Below are 21,693 nucleotides of genomic sequence, written 5' to 3'. Positions count from 1 at the left end.
ATATTTATTAAGACCACAAATAACACGTAAAAATAAATTTTTTGAAATAAATTTCAAAATATCTAAATAAAAATTGTAGATAAAAATATAAATTACTCTACAAATAATAAAAAAATAAAATTTTTAGTGAACAAAATTATTGAAACACTTTATAAACTCTGGTTTACAACGAGTGAACTGCAGATACCTGTGAAAATATATGCCGTACTGTTTCTATTTCACTATTATGCGAGAGCGCAACCATTAACAAGATGCGGGCTTTAACGCAGCTTAAATAACCACAGGGAATAGCTCCTTTATCAATCATACTTTTGAATGAACCATTGTGTCCTTTGTTGAAGAAAGGACTGCCACTAGACATACGATGACCTATTACTACGGGGATGTCTGCACTAAGCGCATCGCAAACGGCATTGTAATATGGTATATTTACGTTGCCGGCGCCAATGCCCTCGATGACAATGCCATCAACATCATTTTCTATACATGCCCGAATTAAAAGATCATCAATGCCCTGAGTGACTTTTAACAATTGGACATTGGCACTCATCTCTTCAACGTTAATGAAGATGCGACGCTCCGGTTTTGCAAAATATATCAAACCGTCTTTCGAAACCATACCGAGAGGTCCGCTATCGCGCGATGCGTAGGCGTTAACTTGCATGGAGTGGACTTTGATCACATCGCGGGCACTATAGATTTCCCCGTTGAAACAGACTAAAACTCCGCGACTGCGGGAGTCGCTATGGGCTGCAGTCAATACGCTATAAAGGATATTGCGGGGGCCATCCGCATCCGTTTCGGACAGATTGCGCATGGCTCCAGTTACAACCACGGGTTTTTCATTTTTTATGGTAAGGTCGAGGAAGAATGCAGTTTCTTCCAATGTAGCGGTACCATGCGTAATCACAACACCCGCAACCACATCATCCTCTAGTAATTTGCGAACGAGCTTTCCTAGCTCAACAACGTTAGAAATATCCATAAGGTCGCTCGTGATATTGGTATGTTGTAACGATCGGACATCCGCAAAGGTAGCTATTTCTGGTGTGGCAGAAATTAGATCATCTACAGTTGCTGGGGCAGCTAAGTCACCTTCAGACACTACATAGTTGGATGCAATTGTTCCGCCGGTCGCAACAACATAAATAAGTGGCTTCATCAAAGGTCTCTCAATGGATCGAGGATCCAAACAGAAAGTTTAATGTCTTAAGCAATAATTTTTACCGATAACGGATCTATATGCACATAAACAATATCGTCTCTGCTCAATATCGGCAAACGGTGGCCGTGAATGCGTAATTGTTGACCGTATGCGTCGGCCCATATTTCCAGCATGCCCCCCATGTATACAGACTTTTCTATAGTGCATTGCAGAATATTTGGTTCATTTTTCTTCGGCTTTTTAGGGACAACGACCAAGTCTTCGGGCCTAATCGAAAGGGTGACTTGATCACCTTTAATTGCTCCCATGGCATCGCAAAAAATTATTGTTTCTCCGAGTTTTATTGGTGTTTTTCCATCGCTTCCGGGAACGTCAACTATCTCAGCAGACAGAAGATTTGACACGCCGACAAAGCCAGCAACGAATTGATTTGCAGGTTTCTGATAGACTTCGCTGGGTGGGCCCATCTGCTCGATATGGCCATTATTCATAACTATAATTGTGTCGCTCATTACCATCGCTTCGACTTGGTCATGAGTGACAAATATCGTCGTTATGCCTGTTTCGGCCTGTAGCTCTTTTAACTCGAGCCTCATCTCTTCACGCAGAGCCGCATCGAGATTTGATAGTGGCTCATCAAGTAACAATACATCAGGCTCGTAGACTAACGCGCGCGCAAATGCAACGCGCTGCTGTTGGCCTCCAGATAGCTGTGACGGGTAACGATCGCCTAAACCATTAAGACGAACCAAATCAAGTGCCCTATCCACTGCTCCAGATATATGGCTTTTGCCTGCTTTTCGCATTTGCAATCCAAAGGCCACATTCTCGCAAACCTTTAAATGTGGCCAAAGACCGTAAGATTGAAATACCATCCCCAGGTTACGTTCATGCGGCGGCAAAAGTACATTTTCACTTGAGCTAGATATTAGCCGGTCACCAACAAAAACGTCTCCGCCATCTGGATCTTCAAAACCCGCAATCATATTCAGTGTCGTCGTTTTTCCGCATCCACTTGGTCCTAATAAAGTGAGTAATTCGCCTTTTGGCACATTGAAAGAAACACCGGCAACTGCAGTCACGTCACCGAAGCGCTTCACGAGATTTTCTACGCGGACGTTCTGCATTAGGTTATTCCCTCCACATCAGTTTGTTTGGTGAGCCAACGTACCAATGCCACTGACCCAAGTGACAGGATCACAATTATCAATGACAAAATACATACGTGCGAAAATAATCCCTCGTCATAAAGTTGTATCAGAATGGTGCCAATAACTTCCTTATTCGAGCTAAAAAGCATTATAGAAGCTGATAGCTCACGCATCATTGACACAAATAAAATTATCCATCCAGCGACTATTCCTGGCATTGCCAGCGGCACTAGAACTCGCCAAAAAACAGTGAACCAGTTTGCCCCGCTGATAGCGGCTGCCCGCTCGAGCTCTTCATGAATTTGAGTGATAGAATTTGAAACAGCCTTTACGCCAAACGGGAGGAACCGTGTTATGTAGGCAAGAAGTATTATCCAGAGAGTATGGTAAAGATTGAACGGTTCACGAATATAAGCCCATAACATTGCTATAGCGATTACTGCACCTGGTATGGCTACAGGAATCAGTGCAAGAAAATCGAGCGTGCCGCGCAAGCGCCACTTACTCCTAATTACAAAGTAGGCGACTACGGCCGCTAATGCGATGCCGATTGTGGCACCAAGAAAACTCAAAAGAAGACTATTTTCTATTGAGCGTAATATGACCGCACCACCATCTCCAAGCAGTACTTCTTCTATATGCCCAAGCGTGAGAAACTCGAGTGTAGGTGGTCGCCCACGGTTTGATATAAAAGTGCCGTAAATTAGTGTTAGCATTGGTAAGATTGCCGACACTAGAAGATAAAAACCAGAAAAACCAAGCGCTAAGTATTTCCATTTGCCAAGTTGTATCAAGCGTGGCCGAAAACTTTTGCCTCCAACTGTTGTATATTTCGCACTTCGGCCAAGGGCTTTGGTTTGTCCCCAAAGAGCTAAACCACAAACTAATAGGATCGGGATGGACATTGCTGCGGCATGAGAGAAGTTTGGCGGAATGCCGATCATCATCCGCCACAATTGAGTTGCGAATACGTATATGCCACCCGATACACCAATCGTTGCTGGAATTGCAAATATTTCAAGCGATTGAATGAACACTAATAAGGCTCCGGATAATATAGCCGGCGCTGCCATTGGAATGGTAATTCTGAGCGTTGTTTGCCACTTGTCTGCACCGCTTATGTGAGCCGCATTTTCCAACGTTGGATCCATATTTTTAAATGCGGTGACTGTAAATATGAAGACATAGGGTGCGAGCGACAAAGCCATAACAAAAATTAAACCGCCCATTGTAAATATATCGAATAGAGGGTCTTTGGTGTCCATGACCCATTTCCAAAACATATTGACGAATCCAACCCTTGGTGTGCCCAGATATGCCCATGCAACAGCTACAACAACTGGCGGCATGATAAACGGCAGTATCGCTGTCATGCTGATATAGTCTTTGAAGGGGGTGTCAGTGCGACCTACTATCCAAGCCAATGGCACGCCAATCAAGACCGCAAGAATTGTGACACCAATCGACATAACGGCAGTATTACGAAGGACTTCTCCCATGTATTGAGACTCATAAATTGCAACGAACGCATCCAAATTATATTCGTTGCTAGAGAGGTCGGGCTTTACACTGCCCAACAGCAGCCAGAACAATGGGTAGAGAACAATGAATCCGACAAAAAAAAGGCATCCCCATTCTAGAATACGAACGGTGCTTGGAAACTTAAACATATTCATAGTGTGGGGATGCTATTAATTTGAGATTTATGCAGGTCGAAGTTATTTCTTTTTAGCCTCGCGAATATGCTTGGTCATAAAGTCTCGGTATTTATTCTGTTCTTTATAAACTTTCTCAGCATTAGAACTGATCGCTTTGAAAGGGTATGGAATACCTTTTACGTGAGGCACATCGGAGCGAGCTGAATTTATTTTAACGTCTTGTGTTATGACTGTTTGCCCTTCTTTAGAAAGAATCCACCTGTACACTTTTTCGGCATTCTTCGGGTTCGGGGCGCCTTTAACCATGCCAAAAGAAGCGGGAACGACAGGTGTTCCCTCTTTCATGGGGGCTATTTTGATTTTGGCGCCTTTGTTGATGCGCCGAATAGCTATATACTCAAACACCATTGTTACGTCCCGTTCACCGGTTGCAACGCGCTCGGTTGATGCTCCCATCCGCGATTGCACAAGCGCGCCGTTATATAATAGCCCTTTGATATACTTTTCACCAAAGCCGTCAGCCGCATAAAAGAAATCCCAAAGACCTGCTGATTGGAAGGGATCAACTAGTACCAGTCGGTCCTTCCATTTTGGTGTAGTAAGCTCAGCAAAACTTTTCGGCTCCTCGCCTGGTTTTACATTATCTGTGTTGTAAATTACTTGCAGCGTTGGCGCGCGAAGGCCTACCCATTGTGCCTTTTCATCCTTACCCCAGGCTGGAAACTTTTTAGCTTCGGGAAACTGAGTTACATTACTCACGTATCCCCGTTTTGCTAGATCATACCAACCGGGAGTATAACTGAAGTGCAGTAAATCAATTTTACCTTTGCCAGCGGTTCGCTCTGCAACGAAACGTTGATAAAGGCTAACGCCTCCAGCAGTAATTGATTCGACCTTTATATCGGGAAATTTTTTTTCGATTGCCTTGACTAGCGTGGCTTGAGCGGCGGTGCTGAGAGAAGAATAGAAAATTAAATTTGATTCTTTCGCTACTGATGCCGCAGAATTACAAAAGGCAAAGGCCATCAAGCCGATTGCCACAAAAAAACTATTTATATGTTTTGTCATGAAGTACGTTCTCCCTAGGTTTCAAACTAATGATGCTTTATCTCTCGGAGTACAACAGAATAAAATTGTCGGATAAGTTTGTGTTTCAAAAATCTATCCGAGAGATGATGCATTTATCTCCTGAGCATAACTCTGCATAATTCGTGCCGTAAGCTTACATATTGTTTTTATTTAGAAAAAGAGAAAATAAGTTATCCTTAAGCCTAAAAATCACACAATCTAAAGTTTTTTGCTTATATTTTATACACATCTAGGGCCGATAATAAAGATAGGTGCCACTCCAAATGGAACGAGCATTCAAGTGGCAAGCTCCCTACTGAAGATGATACCATGCACTGTGTAGTGTCAGCAAAGAGCCCTTGCAAAAATTCTAAGGCAGGTCGTAGATTTATTGTCATTAGTAAATACTTAATCAATCAGGAAGACGAGCCAGAATTATTTATCGTGCAGACCGATTATTTGCAAGAAGGCTAAAAAGAATGGAATATCAATGATTCAAGACCCCAAGTGGCTCTATTTATCAAAGTACTTCAGCTAATCGATATTGATGCTGTTTAGGTTTCATAGGCTGTATAATTTCACAGCATTGTCGTGAAATAATTTCGCTTTCTCTGAGGTTGAAAATTTTTCTGTTAGGCGTTTGAAGCTATTCCACAAAACACCATAACTGCAACTAAATTTATCAACGGGGAAATTAGACTCAAACATGCAACGGTTAGTGCCGAATGCATCGATGGTATGGTAGTGCCAAGGCCTTGTTGCCTCCATAAGTTCACGGCTTGATGGTGGCATTACGCGTTTGTGCCATTCAAAGCCATTCACATCCATTTGTAAGCCTCCAAGCTTAGCATATACATTTTCACAGGTTGCTAGCTCGCTAATATCGATCTGCCACTGTGCAAAAACCTCGTCACGCTTGTCTGCAAAGGAGCCAACTCCAATGGGGCCTCCGAAGTGGTTTAGGATAATTGTAATGTCGGGAAAGGCTCGAGCAAGGTCGGTGACTTTCTTAAGATGTGTATGGTAGCACCATGCCTCAAAAACCAGATTGCGCCTTCTAAGTTCATCAAAGCCCTCCCTAAATAATGTTTCTTGGAATTGATTATCTGTGGGGTTATTGCTGCCATTGCGTATTTTAGGGTCCGGATTCCATGTGCCCGCGAACCTTATACCCCTGAATCTGTCTCTAGCTGCTGCCAACTCTGCATCAAGGACCTCGCCAACAGCGGCACCTAAGCGCAGGTCGGCATAGCCAATTATGCCAGCACAAATTTTTGTTTTCCCGTACAGACCACTGGCCGCCATAGCTGCTTGACCATTAGCAAACTCTACCTCGCCGACCGGTTTCATTTCGTCCGGTCCATCATTTCGATACATAGCTTTGCATTCTATATAAATCGTAGACACGATGTTGTGACCACTATTTGAAATCTCAGATGCAAACTTTGATTGAAAATAGTTAGCCTCTGTGTTTGGCCGGCAAATAAATAAGTGGTGGTGCGGGTCGCAGATTTGTCTCCCCGGGTCAATCGGCTCCTCTATAACTTGGTTGAGCCATTCCTGATTATTCAATGTCATGGTACTATAGCCTCATATCTTTATCTGGGTTTCAGTTTTTGAGATCAGCAGCGTTATAATTGACTAAATTCGGTAAACTTTGAGGAGAAAATCGAACGTAATCGAATATACTGCAACTTGAGGTTTAGACTACTTTAAAAGACTTTACTTGACTTGCTGGGGCTATTGAGCTGGAAGCCTAAGAAATCTTTTTGCCGTATAATTTTTAAAAAGAACTTTAATGGGGAAATTTGAAATGAGCGACTACAAAACTATTCTGACTGAGGTGGAGAACGGCGTTGGCATTGTTACCCTAAATCGGCCTGAAAAACTCAATGCTATGAATCGAGATTTAAATAGGGAGCTGCAAGAGGCCGTATTCAATTTTGATAGTAATCCTGGGATTGGCTGTATCGTAATAACTGGCGCCGGTGACCGTGCATTTACCGCTGGGGGCGATATCCACGAGCAAGTGGCTGATGAGGGCTGCGACCCAAACGAGGTTGCCGAAAAGAAACGTCAAACTCGTTACGGGGGTTATCGAATGGCTGCTGCCGATACGCCCACAATTGGTATGATCAATGGCATTGCTTATGGTGGTGGAGCAGTTTTAGCCTCATCCCTTGATATGCGTATTGGCAGTGAAAAGACAAAATTTCGATTTCTTGCGGCAGCTTACAAACGTATAAACGCTACATGGACTTTGCCGAACCAAGTAGGTTGGCCCAAGGCAAAAGAATTTCTATTCACTGCAAAAATAGTTGAGGCTCAGGAAGCACTTGACTGCGGATTGTTGAATCATCTTGTTCCGTCCGCTGATCTTTGGAGTAAAACCATGGAAATAGCTACCATGATTGCTGGCAATAGCCACGAAGCTGTGGCGGGTTGTAAGCGCCTTCTTTTGCAAGATATGAACGCAGATCTTGAGCAGCAATGGGAAAATGAACAGAACTACGCTCGCGATATAATGCCAAATGCTTCTGCAACGGAGGCTTTCCCCGAGTTCTTGGCGCGGAAAGGGAAGCATGCCGCTGAATGATAAAAATGTGACCCGTATGAGTAGCATCTCGGTTCGCTGAAAAACCAGCGCCGAGATAGTACTGTAGTATCGTCATTAATTCGCTAGTTGACCGGCTTTTACCTGTTTGTCAACGTAACCGTTTGGGTCTCTTTTAGCCATTTTTATCGGGTCTGAGCCTGGGCGGTTAGACGGTCGCCCAAATTGCATAATCAACACACTAGCACCGTCATTTCCAGACCTGAGGACCGGGGGATCTTCCTCAGGTTCGAGGTGTATCAGTGAATTAGATTCCATAACCTTACCATCTAAATCAAATTCACCACAGCAAGTGAGTATAAATTGGCCGCCAGCATCAGATGGCGGACATTTTAAATCTGTGTTCGGGCCTAAACGAAATCCGATAGCATTTACGCCGTCCTTTTGAGGTTCCATTAGGTCGTCGCGCTCAATCATCCCACGGTCAGGAAGTTTCTTTTCATAATTGAAAAGGCCGGCGATGTTTCGTCCTGCTCGGCCTTTCATGTTTTCACGATTTCCCGGCATTACCCAATGACCGCCGCTTGCAATCGGACGTAGTGTGAAAAAAGAAATTCCATTTTCATTGCCAACTATTGGACCATAGGGCGTGTATGCGTCAGCATACTGAAAAGTAATGGGCGCGACTTTTTGCTTTCCCATGCTGCCATCACCTGCGACCACAACTTGAAATTGATCTACATCGTGAAAATGCGGATCAATTACTGGGTTTGGGTACATTCTTTCCACGAGAAAGCCCTGAGGACCCATCGCTATGGTGCCAGACTTTCCAATGTAATTTCGTCTATAACCCATGCCACCGGGGCGTGGAACTTCAGTGCGTTCTGTGTTTGAAATAGGAACTGTTTGCATCTGCCATCTCCCCATTTTAAGGAGCCCTTAACGAAGGCTCATACAGTTGCTACTAAGACTTTACTCAAAAAAACTTAATCTGTCTCTATAGTAACTATATTTGAGGCGAGAAGGAAGATCGATGCTAATTTATCTAAATTATGTTCAATAGATATGTGAGATATGTGCTAGGCAAAAATGTTTGAGGGGAACGAAAATGATTCTGTTTCGAAATTTGACCCTTTTTACAATACCGTCATAGCGGTATGACGGAAGTTTCTCCAAAAAAATTGATGTTAGTAATCTGTGTAGCCCAGCTATTTTCGCAGATGGGTGCTTATACGCTGCCAGCCTTGCTACCAACTTTCATTAGCGAATGGTCGCTCAGCAACAGTGAAGCAGGGTGGCTAACAGGAATCTTCTATGGTGCTTATATGATCTCGGTTCCCATCCTTCTGCCATTAACAGATCGGATTGATCCTAAGAAAATTTATGTGAGCTCTGTTTTTATGACTTTGCTGGCACACTTAGGCTTCGTATTTGTGGCCCAAGATTGCACTGATGGCCTGATTTTTCGTACATTGGCTGGTTTGGGTTGGGCTGGCACATACATGCCAGGTCTCAAAATTTTAGCCGATCACCTGACTGGTAAATTACAGACCCGTTCGGTATCTTTTCATGCTGCCAGCGTTGGAATTGCTGGTTCTTTATCCTTTATTATAGCAGACACCCTAGAGAGATTTGGTTCATGGCAGACGGCCTTCATTTCGGCAGCTACATTTACATTTATCGCTCTCATATTGGCTGTTCTATACATTCCCAGAAAACCATGCTCCCCTAAAAACTTGTCTACCGCTGTTTTTAATTTTATCCCAATATTGAAGAATTTTTCATCGGTGGGGTATTCATTATGCTATTTTGCACACACTTGGGAAATGTTTGTTCAGCGAAGCTGGATAGTTGTTTTTTTGGCTTATGTTGCTGCTGATTCTAGATCTTCCTCACTTTTTGTTTCGCCCGTTTTGGTTCCATTCCTAGTAGGTGTGTTAGGTACGTGGGCCAGCATCTCCGGCAATGAAGCAGCCATGAAAATAGGGCGTCAAAAATGGGTTTTAGGCGTCTCATTTGCCTCCATGGCTACGCTCGTTTTAGTCGCATTTTCTGCGAATACTTCTCTCTACTCCTTTGTGGCGGGCTTGTGTCTTGTTCATGGTATCCTCATTTATGCAGACTCGTCGGCGCTTACAGCCGGGGCGTCCGGAAATGCAGATCCTGCTAGGCGTGGCGCACAATTGGCATTGCATTCTATGCTAGGTTACGGTGGAGGTTTTGTGGGCTCGGTGACTTTTGGTGTCGTGCTGGATTTTGCGGGAGGGCAGACAGTCACTGGTTGGATGGCTGCATTCGCCAGTGTGCTCTTAGTTTTGTGTGTGGGGCCGATTGCGATTTGGTGCTTGAAACCGCATGATTTAGTTGGCGATGCACCATGGCGGCATAGAAGAAAGAGGTGAACCAACAAAACAGCTGTCTAATCAGAGAATAATACAAGGAGGGAAAGTATGAGGGCAATGGTATTGACGGCCGATGGTGCTCCTTTCCAAATGATGGAAATACCCGATCCCAAACCGGACAACGGTGAAGCTGTTGCACAGGTTATTTCTTGTGGGTCAGGTTTAACAATTCAGCATATCAGGGCAGGCCGCTCAAAAGTAGCGTACCCTAGGGTTATTGGGCATGAAATTACCGCAGAGATTGTTGAGCTCGGAAAAAATGTCAACGGTCTCAGCATTGGTGATCCTGTAACAGCATATTACTATCTTAATTGTGGGGAGTGCTATTGGTGTCGAGCTGGGCGTGAAACTTTATGCTTACAAAATAAAGGCAATGTTGGGCGCGCTTGTGACGGAGGCTACGCAGAATTTATCAAGCTTCCCGAATACAATTTCATAAAGATTCCTAATGGTTTAGATTACAAGCGTTGCCCAGCCGAAGCTGGTGTAATCACAGACGCGATCGCAACGCCAATCAAGGTCTTAAAAAAGGGTAGAATAAATCCTGAGGAATGGGTTGCCGTGATTGGTGCTGGAGGTGGACTTGGTCTGCAAATGGTGCAAGTAGCCAAATGGGCACAAGCTAATGTAGTCGCAGTTGATACGCGGGCAGAAAAATTTGATGCGTGCATTAACACGGGCGCTGATCTGACTATAGATGCATCAAAAGAAAATATTAGTGAAGCACTGCGTCAAGTAAACAACGGCTGGGGCGTCGATGTTGTGGTTGATTTTATTGCGTCGGCAGCGACCTTAGAAGAGGGTTTTGCTGGCCTAAATCGAGGGGGTAGACTCGTGGTTCTTGGTGGAGTGCCACAAACATTTTCTTTGGACACCAATGCATTGAAATATGAACGTGAAGTGATTGGCAGTAAGTATTGTACACGTGATGAAGTGAAGGAGGCATTGAAGCTCGTTGCCTCCGGTAAAATTTGGCCGATAGTCACTGAAGTCGTTCCACTAGAAGAAGCAGAGGCTTTGCATTCGCGCATTGAAGCAGGCCTTGTAACTGGCAGAGCAGCTGTTTTGGTGAACAGCGATGCAGTTGTGTCTCAATAACCAAATGGCAACAAAAAATGCATATCCTCACCGGTAACGAGACACAACGCAACGGATCGTTGCCTGATCCAGCCACTTTTCTGTTTATAACAATGGAGCTAAAATCAAAAAGATTATTGCTACAACCACCCACATCATGAATGTGAGGACTGCAATTGATTTCGTTCCATAGCGCTTGGTAAGAAAAAGTAAGCTGCCAACGGTACCTATTGTCGTTGCTAAGGAAATATTTTTAGCGTTAATGTTGTACTCGCGCATCGAATAAACCAGCGCGGTGATAAGAGCTGCCAACGCTGTCGTTGAAAAGAATTGAACTAAGTTAGTAGGCTTTCCGGGTTCAATATTTGTCATTACATCGCACCGGTTAGATTTATAGTGCTGATATCTTCTATATTTTCGATATTGCAGAGTTGGTCAAAAAGGCGTTCCGCTTCATTATCCCCCAACCGGTAGCAAAGTTTAGAGAACTTTTGCCATAAGCCCTCGCGATCAAGTGGATCGGTTGGAAGGCCCGTAAAGCTCGGAGCATTATGTCTTAACTTCCGTCCGTCAGTAAGAGATATGGTGATCCGGCTACCATAATTATAACCGAACTTTTCGGTGTCTGGCAGCTCTTCAATTTTGACCTTGCGGCAAATCTCCCTGATTTCGGGGTTATCGATGTTCTCCTGGCTAAAGTTTCTTGGGTCCATCGGATCTTTGAATAATGCTAATGCAATACAAAAATTATTTGAATACTGCCCAAGCATAACATCCGACGGCTCGGTAATGTCATGGTGAGTGACGCATTTTTTATTGCCTTGAATGAGAATTTCTGCAACGTCGCTGGGCTTCAATCCATGCTCAGCCTGAACATCAAGAATGCCCTGAATAGGCGTGTGACTTGTGATGTGGCATGCGAATCTCTTGAAGACAATATGTGATGCATCCCATTGCTTGCCGAGATCAGCTGTAAGCTTTGACTGATCTGCATCGCGGCAAAAAACATTGGTCCAACCAAATTTTCCTTCAAGAATTGTTGAAGGTCCGGTGAACCCGTCTTTCGCAAGGGTTGCTGCTAGAGCACCGCTTTCTGACGTGCGTCCAAGGTGAAGCCGCTTAACCATTCCACCAGTGCCAGATGCTGCAAATTCCAACAAGCCGGAGCAAAGCGATCCAGCAATACCAAGTGCGTTGGTCATTTGTTTCTGATCAAGTCCGAGGAGCCATCCGGCTGCCATTGCTGCGCCAAAGCAACCATTTATTCCAGGATTGTGGAACCCAATGTCCTCACAGGAGTGGTTGGACGATTGGCCAATACGGCTCAAAACTTCAATGCCTGCGGTAAATGCAGTTATTAGATCTTTGCCGCTGACACCTTGTTCTTGTCCAAAGCTAAACGCGCATGGTACTAGGCTTGCTCCTGGATGTATCCCAACAGACGGCATGCGCAAGTTGTCTAGTTCGAAAGAGTGAGACAAAGTACCGTTGGCAAGTGATGCCATGGCAGGTGTTATTTTATGACCCTCTGGTCCAAAAATACTCGCTTTGCCTGGTTTGCTCGCAGCGAGGGCGTGATTTATTACTATTTTGCTCCACGGCAATTCAGACCCAAATGTACATGCGGCAATTGTGTCTATGATGCAATCAATCGTGCGTTCTACAATTTCCGGCGGGATTGCATCAAAATTAAGTTCGGTTGCAAACTGGGCAAGTGTTTCTGTTTGTGTAATCATCATTTTTCTCATTTGTTGGGGCTATTAATATAACCGTGAGCATTAGGATTATACTTGTGGTGTTTATCAATGGATAGTGTTCGGTCTTGACCCTCGATCTTCAGCCGCCCATCATGTCATGAAATATTTTGAGGGAGGAATAAATGGACAAACAGGTGCACAAGAGGGCAGGCTCTATAAGTATTAGTCGACTATCTGAACCGGCGGGTGCCGAAGTTGTAGGTATCGATTTATCTTTGGAATTGGGAACAAACGAACGTGATATACTCTTTCACGCGTTAATTAAGCACCACGTCTTGGTGATTCGTGATCAAGATTTGACATCTGATCAACAGATGGCTCTCACCGCGAAGTTTGGAAAACCAGAGAGCCATGTTTTCCACGATGCTGAGGGTAAATCTGGCCCCCAAGTACACGTTGTTAATAATCTGGATAAACACGGAAATCCTAGCAGTCGACCGACCACGTTCGGAAGTTTTTTTTGGCATACTGATAAATCATACCACGAGATCCCATCGCTTGCGACATTTTTGCATGCCCGCGAGTTACCTCCCGGAGGAGGGGGAGATACTGAATTTGCGAATATGTACAATGCATATGAAAGCCTGGATGATTCAGTCAAAAAACAAATTGCTGATTTGCGCGCGGTTCATAGTTGGGAGGCCAATCGACGAAATACCGGGAATCGTCCTGCCACAGAAGAGGAAAAGAAGCTTCGTCCGCCGGTTAGTCATCCGTTGGTGCGCACTCACCCGGATACAAAACGGAAGACGCTCTATATCGGGATACATGCTGACTGCATCGAGGGTTTGGAGCGTAAGAAGGGGATAGAGCTTCTAAAAAAGCTCTATCGGCATTCCACAGAGCGCGAAAATGTCTATGCCCATAGTTGGAAACCGGGCGATCTTGTAATTTGGGATAATCGGTGTTTGCTTCACCGTGTGGTTGGAAATTACGATATGGACTCCTATCGTCGTATCTTACATCGTTCGGTAGTGATAGGAACAAAACCTTGTTGATAGATCTCGTTGATAACTTTGGAATTTTTAGTAGTTTTTCCGATATGACAGCACCATTATCAGGTTAAGGACTCAAAGTGAATCTGGCTGAACGGATGAACTGTGCAATTTTATTGGCAGATCAAAAAGACTTTGTTGGAGCTGATGCTGTATGTGAAGAAATTTGTGTTGCTCTGCCAGATCAGCCAGATGGTTATTACCTTCGCGGGCTTATCGCATTCCGGTCGGGCTTATTGGAGCGGGCGCTGCAATATTTAACACAAGCTGAAATTCTTGGATCTACGGAAGTGGGGCTAAAAAGGTCATTGGCTTTAATTCTTTTATCGCAAGCTGATTATTATGGGGCAATGGTACGTTATAGAGACATTGCCGCCCAAGGAGACCTTGACCGGCAGGATGCTCTTCCATTAGCGCAACTTGGCGAGGCATTACGTGATGAGGGAGCCATTGGTTTAGCAATGGAATTTTTTGCTCACTCTCGATCCCTTGATTCAAAAAATAATCCAGCTACCGTAGGGCTTTTTCTTTGCGCCCAATTGACTTGCGATTGGCGGGAGATTGATGCATTGGAAAAAGAAGTCGAAGCATTGACACAGGTTGCTTTGACTGACGGTATGGTTCCAGTCGAAAGTCCTTTTGTTCATGTAACGCGTGTGATGGATAGTGAGAAGAATTACGCTGTTGCACGTGCATGGAGCAACTCGTTAAAGATAGATGGAATTGAACGAAGTCATAAGCGATCGACTAAAGACCCTATACGGCTTGCATACATCTCAAGTGATTTTCATGAACATGCGACGGCGTATCTAATTCATCATCTTTTTAAGTTACATGACAAGCAACGTTTTGAGGTGTTTGCCTATTCGTGTGACTCCCCGTCGGATAGCAGTCTTCGTCGAGAAATTGAATCAAATTGCGATTTCTTTTTTGATATTACCGAATGGAGTGCAGACAAAGCGGCCCAGCATATTTCAAAAAACGGTATCGATATTTTAATTGATTTGAAGGGGCATACTAGAAAAAATAGACTGGATATTGCTGCCCGGAGGCCTGCTCCTTTACAAGTTACTTATCTGGGTTTTCCAGGTTCTAGTGGTGCTGATTTTTTTGACTACGTTGTTGCTGACCCAATCGTGTTACCTAAGGCTGATTGGAAGTTTTACTCTGAAAGTCCGATTCTGTTGCCACATTGCTATCAGATCAACAGCCACACAGATAAGCCCCTAGTAATGACAAAACGAGAGGCGGGTCTGCCTGAGGAGGTCTTTGTATTCTGTTCCTTTGCGAATACATATAAAATTGATCCACTTATGTTCTCTACTTGGATGCGTGTGCTGGGCGCTGTAAAAGACTCTGTGCTTTGGTTATGTGCAAATAATTCTCTGGCAGAGAGCAATCTCAAAAGAGTTGCCCATGAGCATGGTATTGCCCCTCATAGACTCATTTTTGCGCCTTTTGTAAATCAGGAAACTCATCTAATGCGGTTAAGTGCAGCTGATCTTGCGCTAGACACGCGCATATATAACGGTCACACGACAACTAGTGATGCACTATGGGCAGGAGTTCCTGTTCTTACATTGAAGGGAATGCATTTTGCTTCACGTGTCTCCGAGAGTATCTTGCATGCTATTGGGCTTGACGAATTGGTGGTTGATGGTCTTGACGCCTTTGAAGTTGCAGCAATCGAATTGGCTGAAAAAACAGGCAAAATCGATACAATTAAGGCAAGAATTGCCGATCTGAGAAATGTTGCACCCCTATTTGATACAGTTGGATTTGTTCACGATTTTGAGCGCGGTCTCGCAGAAATCCATCAAAAGAGGATGTTGGGTGAGATGCCTTCACCAGTAATTCTGTAGCTAGAAAATTCGGCCCGCAAATTGCAGTGTTATGGATATGCAAAATGGAATTTATCGTCGCTTGATATTTTGTGGACTAGTTTTTTTTGTCGTTGTGTCATCCGCTAATGAAGTTTTGGCTCAACGCACAAAAATAGTGACTTGGAATATTCAGTGCTTTCTGGAGCACAAACTCGGTGAATGTAGGTCTGGAAGGCCCATTCGCATGGAAGTCAGAGCAAAAAACCCAGATCTAGCGCGGAAGATAGCAAATACTGCTGGTCAGCGTAAGAAACAATGGAGCAGGTGTTTTCGTGTTGCACGGAAGAAGCGCCAGTTGCCAACTTGCGATCCTAAGACGGGTCGTACAGTACGTTAGGATTTTTAAACGTTGTATAATTGGCCTTCGATATTTGATTAGTTTTTGTTTTCGAAGATCTTCTTTAGTTTCAGTACGGCACTTTCTGGTGCATCCAAAACGGGTGTTCGGGCCTGATCCTCAATAAGAGGTTTGGTCGGACCCATTGAAAATTGACCAAGCAATATCGCGTCACAATCTTTTGTTTTCGCTGCCGCATTTACCACCAATGCATCATGTCCTTTTTGGTCCCCAGTTGAGATTAATGTCATGGCTGACTCAACAAATACAGCTTCTGTTTGGGGATTGGGTTTGTTGTTCTTTTTTGCATACCTTTGCAGGTCGCGGCCCAATAACCTGTTTGTTCCAGGATCGGTAGCGATGAGTGCGAAACGGTTACCAGCCATAAAGGCTGTTTCGACGAGGGCTTCGAAAGATGTGAGCACTGGAATATCTACTTCCTTACGGGCGATTTCAATAGCCTCGCCAAATAGGGATCCGGTACACAAGATTGCATCGGCATCTGCAGCCACACAATGCTTGACCAAGTTTTTTACTCGCAGCATCACTTTAGGCGGCATTGTTCTGTCTGAATTTAGGTCAATGTAGAGCGATTGATCGTAAATGCTCGTTCTTTCAGCTTCCGGCCAATGTTTTTCGAACATAGATTCGACGGCAGTGATGGCAGGAAGCACCGAATGTATTAATCCAATTCTGACCGCCATCTTCTATCCTCCTTAATTTCTTGTCAGCTTTTCGAAATGTATTTCTTATTTTGGCAAACACAAAGGTAGTTTCTGAACATTTTGGCTCAATATTCTCATATTTGTCTAAGTGAATTAGCGCACGTTTACATGCTGCTGTAAGTATGGGTTCTCTATCCTGTTATGCCTAATCAAGGTATGAGGTTGATGCCAGGAATCAAAGGTATATTGATTTCAAACTATTCATGATTGGAGCTTTGTAAAGAGATCAATAGATTATTGGATCAGACTAAAATTATATATTACTTAGGATTTGGCTGCCACAATTGGGTAATGAGAAAAATACAGAATGCCGCAACTACGATTGTTGGGCCCGTTGGAGTATCAAGTGGCAAAGAACCGAAAAGGCCCGATACTACCGACAATGAACCAATAATTGCTGCTATCACTGCCATTTGTTCGGGTGTGCGCGCAAACCGACGTGCTGTAGCCGCGGGAATAATGAGTAATGATGTTATCAGCAATATGCCTATTATTTTCATTCCTATTGCAATTGTAATTGCGAGAAGGAGTGTAAAGGTGAGGCGAGCAGCCATAACTGGCGTACCTTCCGCACGGGCCAACTCTTCGTGAAGGGAAAGCGAAATTAGTGGTCGCCAGATTGAGGCGAGTACGACGAGGACGACAATGACACCGACATAAACCGTGATTAAATCGAACTTGCTTACTGACAGCACATCACCGAAGAGGTAAGCCAATAAATCAATTTGTACATTTTGAAGCAACGCGAGCACTACCAAGCCAAGAGATAATGCGGTATGAGAGAGTATACCAAGTAACGTGTCGGATGTTAAATGTATGCCTCTGCGTTCTTGCAAAAATACGGTGACTAAAGAGAATAAAATACACGCTATTATGTTGCCTAGTGTTAGGTTAATACCCAACAGAAAGCCGAGGCCGATCCCAAGAAAAGCGGAATGGGCCAGAGAGTCTCCAAAATAAGCCATTTGTCGCCAGACTACAAAACAACCTAAAGGTCCGCTAATGAGTGCTATGCCAATACCGGCCATTAGGCCGGTTATGAGAAATTCATCAATCATTTGATTGTCGCGATTGGACGTGTTCAGCTTTTTTTAGAAAATTGTGTTGATGGTCATGTTGATGGCTATAAACTGCTAAACCTTCGGCCACGTTTGGACCAAACAGTGCTTGGTATTCTGGATGTCTACTGACCGCCTCCGGCTGGCCTTCGCAGCAGACATGTTTGTTAAGGCAAAGCACGTGATCTGTCTTGGACATAACTAAATGAAGGTCATGAGATATTAATAATATGCCGCATTTTCTTTCATTTCGAATTTTGCTGATGAGGGCATAGAGCTCTGCTTGCCCCGAATAATCAACGTTTTGGGTAGGCTCATCGAGGATCAGCAGGTCGGGATCACGAAGGAGTGCCCGCGCTATATGGATACGCTGTAATTCTCCGCCGGATAAATTTGCTACAAGGGTATCGCGGACTTTAGACGCTCCTACCTCAATTAAAGCAGAGTTTATCTTCTCATCACTAAGAGCCATCGTCATTTTCAAAAAACGGGTCACTGTCATTGGCATGTTAGGGTTAGTGGCAAGTTTCTGTGGGACATACCCGACCCTTAAATTTTCCTTTCGTTTAATTTTGCCAGTATCAGGTTTAATAATACCCAGTAAAATATGGACTAACGTTGTTTTTCCTGCGCCATTCGGCCCTATTAACGTAACGATTTCTTCAGTTCTAATTGCAACCGATACATTTTCTAACCCAGCCTGTTGCCCCAACTTCAGACTTATGTTTTCCGCCGTTATCAAGGAGTCCGAACTTTGGTTCATGCACTATCCTGACATTGTGAACAGCATCCACTCACCTCGACTGTATTGAGTTTGACTGTAAAGCCCATTAGGTTTGCCTTTTCAGAAATTACCTTCTTCACATCATCATCTATTACCTCAGCAGCTTGCCCACAATCGTCGCAAACAAAAAAGTAAGAGTTGTGATTATTATTTGACGCAGTAGATCCTATGTATGCATTAAGCCTCGCGAGGCGATGAACAAGACCTTGTTCAATTAAAAAATCAAGCGCTCGATACACTGTCATTGGCGCTAGCCGTTTTCCATCTTGTTTGTGCAACAACTCAAGGAGCTCGTATGCTCCTACGGGTCTGTGACTGCCCCAGACTAGTTCCAGCACGCGCCGCCTTTGAGCAGTAAGTCTTACACCGTGTTCTGCGCAAACCTTTTCAGCATGCGTCAGCGCTGTATTGATGCAGTCCCTATGATTGTGGTGGGGAGGAGGGAAAATGTTATGTGTCGCCATGTAATAACCTCTTTCTATCGCAATCTACTAGAAATCGACTTGACTACAATTACTTTATATTATACCGAACGTTATAAAGTAACATTAAAAAATTCTTTCGGGGTTCAAAAGATGCGCTTAGTTCGTTTAACTGCTGTCATGATTTTTGTAATAGCAAGTGCAGCTTTACCAGCAACCGCTGCACCTAAAGTGGTAGCATCTATTATGCCAGTTCATTCGCTAGCATCGTCATTGATGGAAGGTGTAGGCAAACCAACCTTACTGATACCAAGTAATATTTCTCCACACCGATTTGCCTTAAAACCCTCCCAACGCAAGGGCATTGCGGACGCAGACCTAGTTTTTTGGATTGGTCACGGTATCGAAGGTAGGTTGTCAAAAATCATTTCTAGTAAGGGCACAAGCGCTTTGGCGCTCACCAAATCAGCTGGGTTGCAGATTTTAAAGGCACGGAGTGGTGGTGTATGGGGAAGCGATGATGGACATGACCACCATGATCACCATGGGCATGGAGAACATGCAGACAGCACCAAGGATCTGCATATTTGGTTGGATCCAGCAAACGCCCGCTTAATGGTTCAGGCAATGGTTGCAGCACTTATTGAGACAGATAAAAAAAACCAAGCACTTTATAGGGCAAACGGCAAAAAGTTACTCGCTCAATTAAAAAAGCTCGAAGGTGAGATGCTGCGCACTTTAGCGCCGGTCAAGAATAAGCCGTTTATCGTTTTTCATGACGCATTTCAGTACTTTGAAAAACGGTTTGGTTTGAATGGTGCGGGGGCTTTAATGGTGCACTCAGGGCATCCTCCAAGTGCGAAACGACTGTTTGAAGTTCGTAAAAAAATTCTCCAGGCGGGTGTAAACTGTGTCTTCCGGGAGCCTCAATTCGATGGTCGATTAGCTGTGTCTGTTGTGCGTGGCACGCCGGCAAAAATCGGGATACTGGACCCGCTGGGCAGTGACATTACGCCCGGCCCAACTGGTTACAGTCAATTAATGCGCAGTGCTGCCAAGAATCTCAGCGACTGTTTGAAGAATTAATGGTTCCAACTTTAACTGAAAACTTTCAAAACTGTTTAGGAAAATGTGATGTTATATCATAATATTAGAAAAAAGCTTCGGGGATTTGCAGCGGCTTGTTGCACAGCATCGATATTAGTGTCGATATATCCATCTAACGGCTTTGCACAAGCATCTATGGAAAAGCGGATGCAATTACTCGAGGAAACTTTAAAAGACCTGCTTGATAGAGATGTTGCCAAAGACAAAGAGATCGCCCGTCTGAAACGCGCGCTTGGAAAGAAGCGAGCTATTAAAAAGAATGAAGGACACCGTGGGCATTCGGACCACAGTGGGCACTCGGACCACAGTGGGCATTCGGACCACCATGGTAGTCACTCAGACCCTCATGATAGCCATGACGAATCTCTTGCCTCAACAGTTGTTCAAGGCCGGAAAGTGGCACTGGATTATCTCGGGCTGAGCGTCAATATGGCTGGCGGTTATAGTTCTGAACCAAGCGCAGTTTCGCAGAACTTGACTGCGGGTGGTCACGATCCGAAAGCATCTGGCTTCCGATTACAAGCCGCAGATTTTGCGATGATGGGAAGTGTTGAACGCGCATTCGATGCTGAACTTCATATCGCTTTTCATATCAATCAGCTGACCGGTGCGACAGTTGTTGACTTGGAAGAAGCCTTTATGCGCACAAACAGTTTACCTTTTGGTCTCGACATTGAAGCGGGCCACATGTTTACGGAATTTGGTGTGCACAACCCTAAACATCTCCATGATTGGGAATGGATTGATCAACCTGTAATCATATCAAGGATGTTTGGCCCTGATGGTATGCGGCAAACTGGCATGAGGGTCGGCTGGGAAACGCCAAAGGTTGGCCTATGGAAGGCGCACTTCCATGTTGGAGCTCAAAATCCAACCGGAGAAACAATGAAAAGTTTTCTCAATAATGACGAAACATTAAGTGATCGGACACGGAATAAAGGTAATGTTAACGGACTCGATGACCTCGTTTATTTAACTCGGTGGGACAATAGATTTGATTTCGGTAAGACTAAAGTACGGGCAGGCTTTTCGGGTGTTTATGGCCCGAATACAACTGGGCAGTCCGCAAATACACAGATTTATGGAATGGACTTAACGGTAAAACATGCCCTAGCAAAAAAGTGGGATCTACGTTGGACGAATGAACTGATGTACCGACGTTTTCAAGCAGCGTTTGACGAGGCAGGTGGGTTTGAAGCTGATAATTTGATTGATCATGGATTCTACAGTCAGATAGCATTAGAGTTTAATAATGCGTATTGGGCTGGCTTCCGCTACGAACGTGCAACCGGCAGTGGTGATGAAGATACAAGAGATAGCAATTCTGACTTAGATCAACGCCAACGGTTTTCTCCAATCGTTGGTTGGCGATTTGCGCCCAACGGCAACCTCCGTCTGCAATACAATTACGATAAAGCAGACCATCTGAATGAGGTTGACACTAAAGATGATCCATCAGCTCACGCATTCTGGTTTGGTCTCGATTGGGCGTTTGGAGCGGGATCTAAAGGGCACCACGACCATTAAATCTCAGATCCCTGTGTGTTTAT

General features: G+C 44.3%; 20 protein-coding genes. 8 read left to right on the top strand and 12 right to left on the bottom strand.

The window, feature by feature from the left end; all coding sequences use genetic code 11:
• Nucleotides 1–163 precede the first annotated feature (163 nt).
• The 5 genes from VX941_11225 to VX941_11205 all read right to left on the bottom strand — a co-directional run bounded on the left by VX941_11225 (nt 164) and on the right by VX941_11205 (nt 6,620).
• Complete coding sequence (locus tag VX941_11225; protein ID MEE2933973.1) at nt 164–1,162, bottom strand: asparaginase; 999 nt, start codon at nt 1,160–1,162, stop codon at nt 164–166.
• Between the two features lie 47 nt (nt 1,163–1,209).
• Nucleotides 1,210–2,292 carry an ABC transporter ATP-binding protein gene (locus VX941_11220; GenBank protein MEE2933972.1) on the bottom strand — a complete coding sequence of 361 codons (1,083 nt, stop codon included), beginning with the start codon at nt 2,290–2,292 and terminating at the stop codon, nt 1,210–1,212.
• Nucleotides 2,292–3,992, bottom strand: a complete 1,701-nt coding sequence (locus VX941_11215; protein ID MEE2933971.1) for an iron ABC transporter permease — start codon at nt 3,990–3,992, stop codon at nt 2,292–2,294. The genes VX941_11220 and VX941_11215 overlap by 1 nt, the downstream gene beginning before the upstream one ends.
• 42 nt (nt 3,993–4,034) lie before the next feature.
• The gene (locus tag VX941_11210; protein MEE2933970.1) at nt 4,035–5,042 is read right to left on the bottom strand and encodes an extracellular solute-binding protein; all 1,008 of its coding nucleotides are present in this window, start codon (nt 5,040–5,042) and stop codon (nt 4,035–4,037) included.
• Between the two features lie 561 nt (nt 5,043–5,603).
• Entirely contained in the window at nt 5,604–6,620 is a 1,017-nt protein-coding gene (locus VX941_11205; protein MEE2933969.1) for an amidohydrolase family protein, read from the bottom strand.
• Nucleotides 6,621–6,855: 235 nt separating this feature from the next.
• On the opposite strand from VX941_11205, the gene VX941_11200 reads away from it, so the two are divergent.
• Nucleotides 6,856–7,638: an enoyl-CoA hydratase/isomerase family protein gene (locus VX941_11200; GenBank protein MEE2933968.1), complete on the top strand. Its 783-nt coding sequence runs from the start codon at nt 6,856–6,858 to the stop codon at nt 7,636–7,638.
• A gap of 75 nt (nt 7,639–7,713) precedes the next feature.
• Here the strand turns inward: VX941_11200 and VX941_11195 are convergent, their stop codons facing one another.
• Nucleotides 7,714–8,508, bottom strand: coding sequence for a hypothetical protein (locus tag VX941_11195; GenBank protein MEE2933967.1), 795 nt, complete (start codon nt 8,506–8,508; stop codon nt 7,714–7,716).
• Nucleotides 8,509–8,753: 245 nt separating this feature from the next.
• On the opposite strand from VX941_11195, the gene VX941_11190 reads away from it, so the two are divergent.
• Both VX941_11190 and VX941_11185 read left to right on the top strand, forming a co-directional pair.
• Nucleotides 8,754–9,998, top strand: a complete 1,245-nt coding sequence (locus VX941_11190; GenBank protein ID MEE2933966.1) for an MFS transporter — start codon at nt 8,754–8,756, stop codon at nt 9,996–9,998.
• A gap of 48 nt (nt 9,999–10,046) precedes the next feature.
• Complete coding sequence (locus VX941_11185; GenBank protein ID MEE2933965.1) at nt 10,047–11,096, top strand: zinc-binding dehydrogenase; 1,050 nt, start codon at nt 10,047–10,049, stop codon at nt 11,094–11,096.
• Nucleotides 11,097–11,180: 84 nt separating this feature from the next.
• Here VX941_11185 and VX941_11180 read toward each other — a convergent pair whose 3' ends face one another.
• Complete coding sequence (locus VX941_11180; protein MEE2933964.1) at nt 11,181–11,447, bottom strand: hypothetical protein; 267 nt, start codon at nt 11,445–11,447, stop codon at nt 11,181–11,183.
• Entirely contained in the window at nt 11,447–12,814 is a 1,368-nt protein-coding gene (locus VX941_11175; protein ID MEE2933963.1) for an MmgE/PrpD family protein, read from the bottom strand. The genes VX941_11180 and VX941_11175 overlap by 1 nt, the downstream gene beginning before the upstream one ends.
• A gap of 140 nt (nt 12,815–12,954) precedes the next feature.
• On the opposite strand from VX941_11175, the gene VX941_11170 reads away from it, so the two are divergent.
• The 3 genes from VX941_11170 (at nt 12,955) to VX941_11160 (ending at nt 16,047) form a co-directional block, all read left to right on the top strand.
• Nucleotides 12,955–13,830, top strand: a complete 876-nt coding sequence (locus VX941_11170) for a TauD/TfdA family dioxygenase (GenBank protein MEE2933962.1) — start codon at nt 12,955–12,957, stop codon at nt 13,828–13,830.
• Between the two features lie 77 nt (nt 13,831–13,907).
• A complete protein-coding gene (locus VX941_11165) occupies nt 13,908–15,689 on the top strand; it encodes a hypothetical protein (GenBank protein MEE2933961.1) in 1,782 nt (593 codons plus the stop codon).
• Nucleotides 15,690–15,720: 31 nt separating this feature from the next.
• Nucleotides 15,721–16,047: a hypothetical protein gene (locus VX941_11160; GenBank protein ID MEE2933960.1), complete on the top strand. Its 327-nt coding sequence runs from the start codon at nt 15,721–15,723 to the stop codon at nt 16,045–16,047.
• A gap of 38 nt (nt 16,048–16,085) precedes the next feature.
• Here VX941_11160 and VX941_11155 read toward each other — a convergent pair whose 3' ends face one another.
• The 4 genes from VX941_11155 to VX941_11140 all read right to left on the bottom strand — a co-directional run bounded on the left by VX941_11155 (nt 16,086) and on the right by VX941_11140 (nt 19,078).
• Nucleotides 16,086–16,751 carry an aspartate/glutamate racemase family protein gene (locus VX941_11155; GenBank protein MEE2933959.1) on the bottom strand — a complete coding sequence of 222 codons (666 nt, stop codon included), beginning with the start codon at nt 16,749–16,751 and terminating at the stop codon, nt 16,086–16,088.
• A 281-nt stretch (nt 16,752–17,032) separates the two neighbouring features.
• Entirely contained in the window at nt 17,033–17,830 is a 798-nt protein-coding gene (locus VX941_11150) for a metal ABC transporter permease (protein ID MEE2933958.1), read from the bottom strand.
• Nucleotides 17,823–18,593: a zinc ABC transporter ATP-binding protein ZnuC gene (gene znuC / locus VX941_11145; protein ID MEE2933957.1), complete on the bottom strand. Its 771-nt coding sequence runs from the start codon at nt 18,591–18,593 to the stop codon at nt 17,823–17,825. Before znuC ends, VX941_11150 begins: the two co-directional genes overlap by 8 nt.
• The gene (locus VX941_11140; protein ID MEE2933956.1) at nt 18,590–19,078 is read right to left on the bottom strand and encodes a Fur family transcriptional regulator; all 489 of its coding nucleotides are present in this window, start codon (nt 19,076–19,078) and stop codon (nt 18,590–18,592) included. The genes znuC and VX941_11140 overlap by 4 nt, the downstream gene beginning before the upstream one ends.
• Here VX941_11140 and VX941_11135 point away from each other — a divergent pair.
• Nucleotides 19,067–20,122, top strand: coding sequence for a zinc ABC transporter substrate-binding protein (locus VX941_11135; GenBank protein ID MEE2933955.1), 1,056 nt, complete (start codon nt 19,067–19,069; stop codon nt 20,120–20,122). The two genes, VX941_11140 and VX941_11135, sit on opposite strands and share 12 nt — an antisense overlap.
• A gap of 48 nt (nt 20,123–20,170) precedes the next feature.
• Complete coding sequence (locus VX941_11130) at nt 20,171–21,670, top strand: TonB-dependent receptor (GenBank protein MEE2933954.1); 1,500 nt, start codon at nt 20,171–20,173, stop codon at nt 21,668–21,670.
• Nucleotides 21,671–21,693: the final 23 nt, after the last annotated feature.

The sequence above is a fragment of the Pseudomonadota bacterium genome, assembly GCA_036339585.1.
Taxonomy (GTDB): domain Bacteria; phylum Pseudomonadota; class Alphaproteobacteria; order UBA8366; family UBA8366; genus UBA8366.
Note: the sequence above shows the minus strand (reverse complement) of the source record. Positions and strands in the feature narration are given on the sequence as shown.